The sequence below is a fragment of the Pontiella desulfatans genome, assembly GCF_900890425.1.
Taxonomy (GTDB): Bacteria; Verrucomicrobiota; Kiritimatiellia; order Kiritimatiellales; family Pontiellaceae; genus Pontiella; species Pontiella desulfatans.
The window spans coordinates 207,351-221,175 of record NZ_CAAHFG010000004.1; the positions used below are offsets into that span (position 1 = coordinate 207,351).

The window sequence follows — 13,825 nt, forward strand, 5'->3', positions numbered from 1 at the left end:
GGGCTTACGCCCCTCCCGACAGGCAGGGCTGGCCCGTCGCTTCAAGTACCGTCCGCCAAAGGCTGCCGGCCGGGTTGATTCTCCGCCGGCCTTGGGTGACCAGCTCCAGTGGCACATGCACATAGTGCCCGCTCCAGCGGCTGACCATCATGCCCGTCCGTCCCGCCATGGCCGCATGCACGGCGGCATGCGCCAACCGGGTGCAGTAGATCCGGTCGGTGCCGCAGGCGGGTGCGGAGCGCACCGAATAGCCGGGGTCGAAATATTTCAGCTTCACCGGGGTGCCCTTTCCGGAAAAGTAGGCCGCGATCCGTCCGCACAGCAGTTCGCCAATATCGTCGTGTAGTTTGTTCCCGCTGGCATCGCGCCGCTCCTCCAGTCCTTGGAAATGCTCCTGCCCGGCGCCCTCGGCCACCACGAGCAGCACATGGTCTTTCCGCAGGAGCCGCTGCTCCAGATAGTCGAGCAACCCATCGGAACCCTCGAGCGCGAAGGGTACCTCGGGAACCAGCACCACGTTCGCCTCCAGCGAGGCCAGCGCCGCGCAGGCTGCAATGAATCCGCTGTCGCGCCCCATCACCTTGACAATGCCGATGCCCCGCTCGGTCGAGCGCGCCTCCACATGGGCATCGGTGATGACCTTCGCGGCGATGTCCACCGCCGTATCGAACCCGAACGACTGGTCGACCCACAAAATATCGTTGTCGATGGTTTTGGGAATCCCGACCACGGAAACCCCCTCGCACGCTTCCGACAGTTCCAGAACACCGCGCTGGGTTCCGTCGCCCCCGATCACGAACAGCTTGGAAATTCCGAGCGCCTTGATGCGTTCCGCCATGATGGAAACATCCTGCGCCCCGCGGCTGGTGCCGAGTACCGTCCCGCCGTCGCGGTGGATTTCGTCCACAGCGTCGGGCGTCAGTTCTACCGGCTCCAGCCCGCCGGGGGTCAGCCCGGCATAGCCATAGCGGATGCCCAGCACCCGTGGAACTCCGTAGTGGTGGTGCAGGCTCATCACCAGGCCGCGGATCACGTCGTTGAGCCCCGGGCAGAGTCCCCCGCAGGTTACAATGGCGGCGGTCATCCCCGCCGGGTCGCCCGTAATCCATTCGCGCGGCCCCGCGCGCTCGAACACGGTTTCGGCATCGTCCACGCCGGAGCCGATGCACGGGTAGACCCGCACCCGGTCGTGGGCGGTGCGGTAGCGGATGGCCGCCGTCGGGTCGCACCCCGCATAGCGAAGGGGCGACGCGAAACCGGCTTCGGCGGCAACGTGGATTGTTGTGTCGATGGTCATGCCTGGGTCTCCGTAGCGGCGGGCCGCGTTTCGTTGAGGCTATAGAAGCGGGTGGTCGGGTAGGCCAGATCGATGCGCGGCTCGGCGGCGAACGCATCGAGGATGTCCTCCCATATCTTCTGCTCCGTCCCGCGGCGCTGGCGCGGATCGACGAGGTAGCGGATGGTGAGCAACACCCCGGAATCCTTGACCGACGTGTAGACCGTCGGCGTCAGCTTGCCGGCCACGATCAAATATTTCCGGGCAGCCCGGCGGATTTGTTCCTGCGCCTTCGAAGAGAGATGCTCGGCATTCTCCTTCCCAATGCGCAACAGGATCTCCTTGGCGTGTTTCCAGTCGCTTTCGAACGTGATCAGCACCGGCACCTCGTTCCAGATATATTCAAAGCCGATATGCGAGTTGTGGCACGGCTCGCGCAAGGCCAAGCTGTTGGGAACATGGACGATCCGCCCCGTGCTCTGGTCGGCATCCACCCAATTGCCAACCTCCACAATGCTGAACTGGAAAAGACGGATATCGATCACATCGCCTTGCACATCGCCGATTTCGATGCGGTCCCCCACGCGAAACGGCTTGCGCGCCTCAATAAAGAAAAACCCCGCCATGTTGGCGATGGCATCGTGCAGCGCAACCGCCAAACCGGCGGAGGCCAAACCCAGGAACGTGCCGAGCGAGGCCATGCCCTTGAACCAGATGGAAGCCAGCATCGCCACCAGCACGAAGGTGTAGCCATAGGTGATCGTCTTGCGCACGTGGTAGCGCCGCTTGTCGTCGTCCACTTTCCGGCACACGACTTTCGTGGTGAGCATCTTTACGAGAAAGAGCACCACAACCGCAGAGAGGGTGTAGACCAGCTTCTCGGCCATGGGTTCCGAGAGGTTCAGGATTTCAGCAACTTCCGTAATCATGCGACCGCCTTATCATTCCCAACCACTATGCATCGACCGCATTTTCGACACAAGCTATGGATTGCATTGTCCATTAAAATGGCGCAAGGTGCGCGCCGAATTTTAGGAAAAATCCCATGATTGGAAACCGATTTTCAGCCGCAGCCGAAACCTACGACCGCCATGCCCGTCCGCAGTTGGCTCTGGCGCAATCCGTCGTGTCGATGCTGCCGGAAATCTACCCCGAACAAATCCTCGAACTCGGCTCCGGAACCGGCCAACTGACGCGCCTGCTCACCCAGCGCTTCCCGGAGGTACTGATCGACGCGGTCGATGTCGCCGAAAAAATGATTCTGCACAGCCGAGCCAAATTCGCCAAATTCCCACACATCAACTGGATTGTCGGCGATGCCCAGACCTATTGGGGCGGCGACCGCTATCCGCTGATTGTTTCCAGCTCGGCACTCCACTGGGTGGCCGACCTCCCGAAAACCTGCGAAAATATTTTCGAATGCCTCGAACCCGGCGGAACCCTCGCCCTGGGCATGATGCTCAGAGGCACCCTCAAAGAGTTGCATGAACTGCGCGAATCCATCGCCCCCGAAAAGACCCCCGATCTCACCTTGCCAACCTACGAGGAAACCAAGGCCTGCCTGCAGGAAGCCGGATTCCACCTCCAACGCCGCAAGCATTCCGAAGAGGAAATCGTATACGACGATGCCAAGGCCTTCCTCAAGGCCATCCACGAACAGGGCGTCACGGGCGGAAAAGTCAGCACCGGAAACGCCCCGCTCAACCGCTCCGAACTCAGCCAGCTCGTCGCCGACTACCAAGACGCCTACGCCTCCGACGGCGGCGTCTACGCCACCTACGAAACCGCCACCTTCCTCCTAACCCGGGATTAACCCCCGCTTGCCAACAACAATAGCAAACACTGATTCCATGGTCTCAATAATGTGACAGGCACATAATAGTTGACATGCGATAATCCGAGTGATATCCATCTCTCCATGAGAAAGCCTCGGATTCTTGGAACAGCGGAGGGCAACTATTACCACGTGATGTCGCGGGTGGTGGATCGCCGCTATGTTTTCGGGGAGGAGGAAAAGGAGTTTTTCCGATTGGCCATGCGAAAGCTGGAAGCTTTCACGGGAGTGCGGGTGCTTACGTATTGCATTATGTCAAACCATTGGCATGCGTTGCTGGAAGTGCCTACCCTAAAAGGGGTTGTCAACGATGAGCTATGTGAACGCATCCGCTCCTTTTATCCGAAACAACGGGCGAGTGCGATTTTAGAGGAATTCGAATGGGCAACAAAGCTTGCAGAGGAAACCGGAAGCGATTTGCGACTGGATGAGTTGAGACAACGGTATTTGTCGCGCATGTGCAATTTGTCGGTTTTTGTGAAGGAGCTGAAGGAGCGGTTTTCGAAATGGTACAACCGTCGGAACCATCGGCGGGGAACGCTGTGGGAAGAACGCTTCAAGAGTGTTTTGGTGGAAAATTCGGATAATGCAATTTCAACCATGGCCGCCTATATCGACCTGAATCCCGTCCGGGCGGGGTTGGTGGATGACCCGCGCGACTACCGCTATTGCGGCTATTCTGAGGCCGTTGGGGGTGGCGCGCGTGCCCGTCAGGGAATCGTATGCATCATGGAAATGCTGGGGCAGGACGCAAGCTGGAGGAAGGTTTCGGCGCAGTATCGGATGCTCCTCTTCTGTGCCGGCGAGGCGCGCGAAAACCGTACTGGCATGAGTCCCGAACGGGTCGAGAAAACACTGGCCGAGGGCGGGGAGTTGGATCGATTTGATTTATTGCGATGTCGCATCCGCTATTTTTCGGACGGAGTTGCGCTGGGCAGCCGGCTCTTCGTTGAAGAGGTCTTTGAAACCAACCGAACGTTGTTCAGTGAACGCCGGAAGGATGGCGCGCGCAAGATGCGCGGGGGCAACTGGAACGGATTATACAGCATGCGGTCTTTATCGCACGCCGTTGCCGCACCGACATAAAGATATTGCATGGAAACCTCCCTCCTTGAACTGAGTCCACACGGCATAATCATCTGCCGCAATCCCGAACATAAACCCCTCGCACCCTTCGCAGAATCGGATGCGGCAGGACTGGTTGCGCTCGCCGGAAACAAACTTGATTCCGGAACCGATGCCTCCGCCCTCTACTGGCGCGATTTCGGCAACCTTTTCCTGAAGGCGCTTTGCCACATACCCGAAGGCGAAGCGGTGGAGGTGCCGCCTCCTTCGGCCGCCGAGCTGGCGGAATGGGTGCTGAATGCCCCGCCGATGAAAGGCGCGGAATACCTTTCGCCGGAGGTGCTTTCCTACCTTTGGAAACGCATGGAGCAATGGACGCGGGAGCGGCAATCCGAATCAGGACTACCGGACTTCCTCGAAAAACATGCGCCTTTATGGTCGCGGGTTGGACGCGTAACACTGCACCTCGCGGAAAACAAGGGCGACCCCGAGTTCCCGTTTGCCTTCATGGCAACCTATTCCTCCGGTCTTTCCAAAGCCGGGCGCGTGCAGCAGCTACCGCTGGGCAAGGCGCTGAAGGAATATGCGGGCGCCAACAACAAACCCGCCCTGTTGAAGTTGCTCTCGCCCATCCATGCCGCCGCCAAAACCAATCCGTTGCTGGCCGACCTGGTGGAGACGGGCGATGTTTTCCATCCGCTCGTCTGGCTTCCGGAAGAGGCCTATGAGTTTCTGCAGGGCATCCCCGCCTACGAAGAAGCCGGGCTTCTGGCGCGCCTACCGAACTGGTGGAAAAAGAAAACGCGCCGCCCGCAGGTGGCGGTTACCCTTGGCGAAAAGAAAAAGGGAGGCCTGGGCATCAACGCCCTGATCGACTTCCGCCTGGAGGTGGTGGTCGATGGCCAGCGGCTGACGCGCGCCGAGATCGACGAGTTGCTGGCGGGTGAGGACGGTCTCGTTTTGCTAAGAGGCCAGTGGGTGGAGGTCGATCGCGAAAAGCTACAGCAGGCCCTTGCACACTGGGAGGCGCTCGAGCAGCACGGCGGCGTATCGTTTGCCGAGGGCATGCGGTTGCTGGCGGGAGCGCCCGCGAACCTGAAGGCGGAAGAAGAGCTGGAGGAGCACCGCGAATGGGCGTTCACCCAGCCCGGCGAATGGCTTGCCGAAACGCTCGACCAACTACGTGATCCGGAAAGGCTCGCCCCGCCCGAAACGCTCAACGCCAAGCTGCGCCCCTATCAGGTGGACGGCCTGAACTGGCTCTGGCTGTGCGCCAATGCGGGGCTGGGGGCCTGCCTGGCCGACGACATGGGGCTGGGGAAAACCATCCAGGTGCTCGCGGCGCTATTGCGTAAAAAGGCCGATTGCCCCGGCTCGAAACCCGCGCTGCTGGTCGTCCCCGCCTCGCTGATCGGCAACTGGAAACGCGAGGCCGCCAAGTTTGCGCCGTCGCTCAACCTGTTCATCGCCCACCGTTCCGAAGGCGGCGATCTGGATAAACCCGAGCTCTCCGCCGATTTGGTCATCACCACCTACGGCATGCTCAACCGCCTCGGCTGGCCGACCGAAACCGAATGGAGCTGGGCGATCCTTGACGAGGCGCAGGCCATCAAAAACCACTCCACGCGGCAGAGCAGGGCCGTCCGCGCGCTGAAGGCCGAGGCGCGCATCGCACTGACGGGGACGCCGATTGAAAACCGCCTGGGCGATTTATGGGCTTTGTTCGATTTCCTCAACCCCGGCCTGCTCGGAAGCGCGTCGCAATTCACCGCCTTCACGAAAGCGATCCAGTCCGGAAACCATGAGCACTATGCCCCGCTCCGGCGGCTGGTGAATCCCTACATCCTGCGCCGCCTGAAAACCGACAAATCGATCATTTCCGACCTGCCGGAAAAAACCGAGATGACCGTCTTTTGCGGGCTGAATCCCCCGCAGGCGAAGCTCTACAAGCAGTCCGTCCAATCCATGCTGAACGAACTCAAGGAGACGGACGGCATTCAGAAAAAAGGGTTGGTCCTGACCTACCTCATGCGCTTCAAGCAGATCTGCAACCACCCCGACCAGTTGACGGGCGCAGGCGAATATGACCCGCGGCACAGCGCCAAGTTCCAGCGGCTGGAGGAGCTCTGCTCCGAAATCGAATCGCGTGGTGAAAAGGTGCTCGTCTTCACGCAGTTCAAGGAAATCACCGAGCCGCTGGCCGACTGCCTGGCGGGCGTCTTCGGTCGCCAGGGCCTGGTGCTGCACGGCGGCACCTTGGTGAAGAAGCGGCAGGAACTCGTCGAGCAGTTCCAGCGCGAGGACGGTCCGCCCTTCTTCGTCCTATCCATCAAGGCCGGCGGCACCGGGCTCAACCTCACCGCCGCCTCGCACGTCGTCCACTTCGACCGCTGGTGGAACCCCGCCATTGAAAACCAGGCCACCGACCGCGCCTTCCGCATCGGCCAAAAGAAAAACGTGCTGGTGCACAAGTTCGTCACCTCCGGCACGCTCGAGGAAAAGATCGACCGCCTGCTTGCGGAAAAACAGCATACCGCCGATCAAATCCTTGAAGGCGGCGCGGAAAAAGCCCTTACTGAAATGAGCAACGAAGAGTTGCTCGCACTCGTGAGCCTCGACCTTGGGAAAGCGGAATCGGATCTATGAGCTGGGGATACTACAACGACTATGTGCCCGTTGCCGAACGGCGGCGGCAGGCGCTGAAGAAAATGGACAAGCTGCGGGACGGGGGGCTCGATATCCAGCCGATCGAACCGTTCAAGACACGCGGGATTGCAACGAGCTTCTGGGGCAAGTCGTGGTGCCAGCACCTCGAAAAGTTTTCCGACTATTCCAACCGACTGCCGCGCGGGCGCAACTATGTGCGAAACGGCTCGGTCTGCCACTTGGGCATCGAGGCCGAAACCGCCAAGGCGATGGTCAGCGGTTCGGAAATGTATGAACTCTCCATTCACATCGAACCGCTCTGCCCCAAAAAGTGGAACACCATCAAAAACGAGTGCAAAGGAAAGATCGGCTCGCTGATCGAACTGCTTCAAGGGAAAATCTCCGACGAAATCATGAAGGTGGTCACCGACCGCGACAACGGCCTTTTCCCGCATCCGAGCGAAATCCGCTTCAACTGCAACTGCCCCGACTGGGCGGAGATGTGCAAGCACGTCGCCGCCGCCATGTACGGCATCGGCGTACGGCTCGACACCGAACCCGAGCTGCTCTTCAAGCTGCGTGGCGTCAACCACGAGGAGCTGATCGCCGTCGAAGCCGCCATCGACGGCCTCGGCGCGGGGAAACGCTCGCGCCGCCGACGGACGCTCTCCGAAGAATCCGTCGCGAACGTCTTCGGCATCGATCTCGAAGAAGAGGTGGCCGAATCCCCTCCCCCCGCGCAACCGACTTTCGAGCCGACCGCCGCGGGCATCCGCGAACTGCGCAAAAAGCTCGGCCTTTCCCAAACCAAATTCGGCCATCAAGTCGATGTCAGCCAAGGCACCGTTACCCGCTGGGAAAACAGCACAGGAATGCTGAACCTCCAAAACCGCCATTTAAAAAGACTCGAAGCCCTGTTTAGCGAAACCTATCGAACCTAACCTTTCTTTGCGTTCTTTACCCACTTCTGCAATAAACTGGCTCCATGAACGGACTATTCATCACAGGAACCGACACCGATATAGGCAAAACGGCGCTCAGCGCATTGCTGCTGGCCGAGCTGCGTCGCCGCAAAATCAACGCAGCGCCCATGAAGCCGGCGCAGACGGGTTGCGAAGGCGGCGTTCCGGATTTGGACTATTCGCTTTCGATGGCACAAATGGCCGTGTCCGACGAAGATTACACCAACATGTCGCCCTATCGGTTCGAGCCGGCCTGCTCGCCGCACCTGGCCGCCGAGATGGCCGGGACGGAGATCGAGATTTCGGAGATGGTGATTGCCGCGCGAAAATTGGCTTCCGACTATGAATTCGTCATTGCGGAAGGCGCGGGCGGTGTGGTGGTGCCGCTCAACCGCCGAGAGACGATGCTCGACCTGATGCAGGCGCTCAAGTTCCCCATCCTGCTCGCCGCGCGCCCCGGCCTCGGTACCATCAACCACACGCTGCTCTCCCTCCGCGCATTGCGCTCCGACGGGCTCGATCTTGCCGGCATCGTCTTCGTCGCCAGCAAAGACCAGGAATTCACCTTCATCGAAGAGGACAACGGCACCACCATCGAACAGTTCGGAAAGGTTCCCGTCCTCGGAACCATTCCCTACTGCCCCCAACTCGCCGACCCCACCCCCAACTACAACGACCTCCCCATCCCCGTCGTCGCCGAAACCGAAAAAATCGTGAATCAGCTCGCCATATGACCAATAAAATCTTCCATCCCTACACGACGTTTTCCGCCTTGAAAAACACGTTGCCCAACATGGTTCGGGGCGAGGGGATTTATCTTTTCGACGATGCCGGCAACCGGTATGTCGATATCGTCTCGAGCTGGTGGGCGTGCGCCTTGGGGCATGGGCACCCGAAGGTGGTGAAGGCGATCCAGGAGCAGGCGGCGGTTTTGCAGCATTCGATTACCGGCAGCCTGACGCACCCGAACGTATTAGCACTGGCGGAGCGGCTGGCGGCGTTGATGCCGACGCCCGAGCGCCATTCGGTTTTTGCGAGCGACGGGTGCAGCGCGGTGGAGGCGGCGATCAAGATTGCGATCCAGTATTGGTACAACGTCGGCCAGCCGGAAAAGACGTGGGTGATCGGCATGGACCAGGGCTACCACGGCGATTCGATGGGCGCGCTGGGCGCGGGCTTCGTTGATGGCTTCCATAAGCCGTTCGAACATGCGGTGTCGCACCCGGCCAAGCTCCCCTTCCCGATCGACGGCGATTTCGAGCCTGGCCGGAAGGTGATCGAAGCGCACCGCGGCAAGCTGGCGGCGGTGATTGTCGAGCCGCTCTGCCTCGGCTCGGCGGGGATGAAGATCTATCCGGCGGATTATTTGAAAGAGCTGGCCGACTGCTGCGCGGAAAACGACGTGCTGTTGATTATCGACGAAGTGGCGATGGGCTTCGGGCGGACGGGCAAGCGCTTTGCGTTCAACCATGCCGGCATCGATCCCGACATGGTCTGCCTGGGCAAGGGCCTGACCGCCGGCTATATGCCGCTGAGTGCCTGCGTGGTGAAGGACAAGCTATACCACACCTTCACGGATGAAGGTGAAAAGGATTGCACCTTCTACCACGGAAACACCTATGCCGGGCATCCGATCGGCTGCGCCGCCGCACTGGCGGCGCTGGACATCTACGAAGCCGAAGGCACCGTCGAGCGCGGTGCCGAAATGGCGAAAAAGATGAAGCAGTGGATGCAACCCATGGCGGATCTTGAATGCGTGAAGGAGCTGCGCTTTCTCGGCATGATCGGCGTGGTGGAGCTGAAACCGGAAACCAAGCCGCTGATTCCGAAGATCAAGCAGTCGCTCTTTGAGCAGGGTTACCTGTTCCGCCCGCTCGGCACCATGTTCTACCTCATGCCGCCGCTGGTGATTTCGGACGACGAACTGAAAGCGGCCGTCTATGCCCTCCAGCAAACCATCGAGGATTTTTGCGAGTAGGTTGGGACTCTCTGCGGACATCGGAAGAACCGCGAACATTCTCCTTGCAATATGGGAGGCAGACTCCCAATTTACACGGAGATCATGATTGCAAGGCAACTCACTTCCGAAATCAGCGAACATCTGGATTATTTCCCGATCGTCGCCGTGATTGGGCCCCGGCAATGCGGAAAAACCACATTGGTTAGATCCATTGTTGAAAACCGGAAATCGGATGCACTGTATCTCGACCTCGAAAAGCCTTCCCATCTTGCCAAGTTGCAAGATCCGGAAATATTTTTGGCGCAGAACCGGGAAAAGCTGATCTGTCTGGATGAAATCCAACGGCGGCCCGACCTGTTTCCGATTCTGCGCAGCCTGTGCGACGAGAGCGGACAACCGGGACAATTCATCGTACTCGGCTCGGCATCGCCCGACCTGTTGCGGCAAAGCTCGGAATCGCTGGCGGGGCGTATTTCATATCTCGAGTTAACCCCGTTCATGGCGAGCGAATTGGACAACGCCAAACTCAACGATCTTTGGTTCCGCGGCGGCTTTCCGCGCAGCCAACTTGCGCCTTCGGACAAACTGAGCGAAGCTTGGCGGCAATCGTTCACCTCAACGTTTCTCGAACGCGACCTGCCACAACTTGGAATCAGGGTGCCGGCACCCAACATGCGGCGTTTCCTGCAAATGTGCGCCCATCTGCACGGCCAGCTATGGAATGCATCCAAGATTGGCGGGTCTCTGGGCGTTACCAACAAAACGATCAACCATTACCTCTCCATTCTTGAACAAACCTATCTTCTGCGCCGTCTCATGCCACTGGAGACCAACCTAAAAAAACGCCTGGTTAAATCGCCCAAGGTTTTCTTCAGGGACTCCGGTCTTCTTCACAGTCTTTTGGGCATCGCCAACCGTACGGATTGGTTCGGGCATCCGTCGTTTGGATCCTCGTGGGAAGGATTTGTTATCGAAAACCTGACGGCGAGCGCCAAGGATTGGGACCCTTTCTTTTTCCGTACGGCCGGAGGTGCAGAAATCGATCTCGTCCTTAAACGAGGAACCCGTTTGGTTGCAGTGGAAATCAAAGCCTCCTCCGCCCCGAAAATTCCCATTGGCTTCAAAAACGCCATTGAAGACATCGCCCCCGACAAAGCCTTGGTTGTTGCCCCGGTCAATGATCCATATCCGGTATCCTCCACGATCGAGGTTCATAACCTTGCCACCGCCATCCAAACCATCGAGGAGCTAGGCAAATGAAGCCGTTTCTTCCCGCACTGTTCCTTACTTCCTGTTGCCTAGCCGACTTCGCCGACCTGCGGACGATCGAGCACGGGCTGCGGGAGGACCCCGGGGTCGTGGTCAACTCCCAAGGGAAGGCGCAGCACGATCTTTCGATCCGGGGCAGTGGCTACACCGGGGCGGGCGTATCGCTCAACGGGCTGAACCTGAAGGTTCCCTATTCTGCGCACTTCGGTTCCGAGCTCCCCCTGCCGGGAAACCTTTTTTTGGAACCGGAGGTCCGGACCGGGCTGGACAATGCATCCGGGAGCCTGGCCGGAACGGTGGCCTACACCACCGCGCCCCGCGAAGAGCAGACGCAAGACTCGATGGGCCTGGGAAGCAAGGAGCAATACCAAGCCACGCTGTTCGGAAGCTCGGAATATTTTGGCGGCGTCATCGACTGGGAAAAGGCACGCAAGATCGACCATGGAAAGAACGACCTGGAGCGGGAGGACACGGGCATCTTTGTTCAGTTTCCCGCGGGCGGCTGGGTGTTCGACATCCTGTCTACCCTACGGACGAAGGAGTTCGGCGCACAAGGCTATTACGGGATTCCCAAGCAGGTGTATGCCGAACAGCGCACCGACGATTTCCTGACTTTTTTCAGCGCCACCAAAGGCGAGCTGGACGATGCCTTTTTCCGCACCAGCGCCAGCCTGCGCGAGTTCGATGACGAATATGCGATTCCTTCGGAGCTGTTTACCAACGAGGTCGTTTCCCGCCACGGCGCGGTTATGGCCGAGGGGCGGACGCTTGAGATCCAGCACATTGCACTCAACCTCCGGGGCGATCTGGAATATGAACGCATAAGCGGGGATGTTGGAACCCACGACCGGCTGCGCGGATCGGTGATGGTATTGCCGGAGGTCCGGTTCGAACGCGTGGTTTTCAAGGCGGGGTTGAATTCGGTGTTCCAATCCGATGAAAGTGCCGAGTGGCTCCCGCTGGCGGGCATCGACTGGCTTGCATCGGACAACGGCACGGTCTACGCGTCCTATTCCGAAACCGAGCGCCAACCGGATTACGAAACGCTGTATTACAACGGGCCCTACCGCACCGGGAACCCCCTGCTCGAGCAGCAGCACTCGCAGAATACGGAGCTGGGTTTCCGCCAGTTTCTTTCCGCAAGCCTGGATTGGAAGATCGCCGGGTTCCATCGACGGATGGACCATGCATCGGACTGGATAGGCGGGGTGGCGACCGACCTCGGCACGCTGAAGGTGGCCGGCATCGATACGGGCATCGGCTTTTATCCAACGGAAAACGTGCGCCTGACGGCCTACTACCAGTGGGTGCACAAAGACAACGAGCTCACCGGAGGTCTCTACGAAACCGACTATCCGGAGCACCTGCTGAACCTTTCCGCCCAGTGGCGCTTCCTCGATGAATATACCCTTCAATTCGCCCAAACCACGCGCTGGCAAACCGAGAACCCCGCCCGGACCGGCAGCGATTTTGGAGCCGAGGCGTCGCTGGGCTTGCATTGGGAGCCGCGCTTTGCCAACAATGTCCGCCTTTCGTTCCTGGTGGACAATCTGTGGGGCTCCAACTTCGAGGCCATTCCCGGCCTCGAACCGCGCCCCACCACCGCCTCCGCCGGGATGGCAGTGCGGTGGTAACTAACCACAAAGACACGAAGAGCACAAAGGCGCACTCGTGGCCAAATTAATTGAGGTTGTAAAATGGGTTTTGAAAAAGGTTCTGTGAGTTTCCGCATGTATTTCGCGTCGCGCGATTTGACGGTGGAGGATGTTGATAAGTTTGCCGCGCAGGCGCTGCCGCCGTTGAGCACGCTGGCCGAGGAGGAAGTCCACGGCTGGGTGGCCGGCCGCCACCTGCTGGACCGCACCATCACCGAGGAAAACGCCTTTCTCGGCGGCTACCTGCGCCTGACCCTGACGCAGGCCAAGAAAAAGGTGCCCACCTCCCTGCTCCAGGCCGAATGCGCCGTGGAGGAAATGGCCGTGATGGAGGCCGAAGACAAGCAATACCTCAACCAGCAGGCGCGCTCGGAAATCAAGAAGCAGGTCAAGGAACGTCTCCTGCCCGACATGCCGCCCCAACTCAAGGGCATCGATTTTGTCTTCGACGAACGCTCGCACATGATCTATGCCTCGGCCACCTCCGAAAAGCAGGTCGACGCCTTCGTGCTCAGCCTGATGCAAACCACCGGTTGCGGCGCCGAACCGGCCGACCCGGACACGATCGCCGCCAAGGCCGAAGGGGTCGATATCCAAAACTGGGGGCCGGCCAGCTTTTCGGACGAGCTCGAGGACGGCATGGTGGACGGCACCGCCGGCCGCGAATTCCTGATGTGGCTGTGGTATTGCTCCGAAAAACGCGACGGCCTCGTGCAGGTTCCGGACGTGGGCGAGATCGCCTACATGGTCGAAGGGCCGCTGACCTTCGTGATGGAAGGCAAGGGCGCGCACGAGATCACCCTGAAAAAGGGGCAGCCCATGCTTAGCGCCGAACTCAAAAGCGCGCTCATCAGCGGGAAAAAACTGAAGAAGGCCAAGGTCCAGTTTGCCCGCGGCGAAGAGGTGTTCGAGTTCACGTTCGATGCCGACGAGTTCATCTTCCGCAGCCTGAAGCTTCCGCAAACCGAAAACTTCGACCGTATCGGCAAGTTCCAGGAGCGCATGGTCTTCATGGAAGCCTTCCGCCAGTGCTTCTTCCACCTCTACCAGGAGTTCGTCAAGGAACGCGACGACGACAAGACCTGGAAAAAGACCAAGGAAGCCATGCGCCAGTGGGTCGCCGAGCGCCCGACCACGGCGTAAGGAAAAGCTCGTATA

General features: G+C 59.6%; 11 protein-coding genes. 9 read left to right on the forward strand and 2 right to left on the reverse strand.

From position 1 onward, the window contains the following. Positions 1 to 4: 4 nt before the first annotated feature. Both E9954_RS26440 and E9954_RS26445 read right to left on the reverse strand, forming a co-directional pair. A complete protein-coding gene (locus E9954_RS26440) occupies positions 5 to 1,297 on the reverse strand; it encodes an ATP-dependent 6-phosphofructokinase (RefSeq protein ID WP_136082307.1) in 1,293 nt (430 codons plus the stop codon). Further along, a complete protein-coding gene (locus tag E9954_RS26445; protein ID WP_136082308.1) occupies positions 1,294 to 2,205 on the reverse strand; it encodes a mechanosensitive ion channel family protein in 912 nt (303 codons plus the stop codon). The genes E9954_RS26440 and E9954_RS26445 overlap by 4 nt, the downstream gene beginning before the upstream one ends. Before the next feature lie 116 nt (positions 2,206 to 2,321). Here E9954_RS26445 and E9954_RS26450 point away from each other — a divergent pair, with 116 nt between their 5' ends. The 9 genes from E9954_RS26450 (at position 2,322) to rdgC (ending at position 13,810) form a co-directional block, all read left to right on the forward strand. Further along, the gene (locus E9954_RS26450; RefSeq protein WP_136082309.1) at positions 2,322 to 3,089 is read left to right on the forward strand and encodes a methyltransferase domain-containing protein; all 768 of its coding nucleotides are present in this window, start codon (positions 2,322 to 2,324) and stop codon (positions 3,087 to 3,089) included. Positions 3,090 to 3,194: 105 nt separating this feature from the next. After that, entirely contained in the window at positions 3,195 to 4,196 is a 1,002-nt protein-coding gene (locus tag E9954_RS26455; protein ID WP_136082310.1) for a transposase, read from the forward strand. A gap of 9 nt (positions 4,197 to 4,205) precedes the next feature. After that, a complete protein-coding gene (locus tag E9954_RS26460) occupies positions 4,206 to 6,821 on the forward strand; it encodes a DEAD/DEAH box helicase (protein WP_136082311.1) in 2,616 nt (871 codons plus the stop codon). Beyond that, positions 6,818 to 7,762, forward strand: a complete 945-nt coding sequence (locus E9954_RS32905; RefSeq protein ID WP_136082312.1) for a helix-turn-helix domain-containing protein — start codon at positions 6,818 to 6,820, stop codon at positions 7,760 to 7,762. Before E9954_RS26460 ends, E9954_RS32905 begins: the two co-directional genes overlap by 4 nt. A 44-nt stretch (positions 7,763 to 7,806) precedes the next feature. Then, a complete protein-coding gene (gene bioD / locus E9954_RS26470) occupies positions 7,807 to 8,517 on the forward strand; it encodes a dethiobiotin synthase (protein WP_136082313.1) in 711 nt (236 codons plus the stop codon). After that, positions 8,514 to 9,761, forward strand: coding sequence for an adenosylmethionine--8-amino-7-oxononanoate transaminase (gene bioA / locus E9954_RS26475; protein ID WP_136082314.1), 1,248 nt, complete (start codon positions 8,514 to 8,516; stop codon positions 9,759 to 9,761). The genes bioD and bioA overlap by 4 nt, the downstream gene beginning before the upstream one ends. A gap of 84 nt (positions 9,762 to 9,845) precedes the next feature. Further along, positions 9,846 to 11,003 carry an ATP-binding protein gene (locus tag E9954_RS26480; RefSeq protein ID WP_136082315.1) on the forward strand — a complete coding sequence of 386 codons (1,158 nt, stop codon included), beginning with the start codon at positions 9,846 to 9,848 and terminating at the stop codon, positions 11,001 to 11,003. Further along, positions 11,000 to 12,646, forward strand: a complete 1,647-nt coding sequence (locus E9954_RS26485) for a TonB-dependent receptor plug domain-containing protein (protein ID WP_136082316.1) — start codon at positions 11,000 to 11,002, stop codon at positions 12,644 to 12,646. Before E9954_RS26480 ends, E9954_RS26485 begins: the two co-directional genes overlap by 4 nt. A 63-nt stretch (positions 12,647 to 12,709) precedes the next feature. Beyond that, complete coding sequence (rdgC, locus tag E9954_RS26490) at positions 12,710 to 13,810, forward strand: recombination-associated protein RdgC (RefSeq protein WP_136082317.1); 1,101 nt, start codon at positions 12,710 to 12,712, stop codon at positions 13,808 to 13,810. The last annotated feature ends 15 nt before the right edge of the window (positions 13,811 to 13,825 follow it).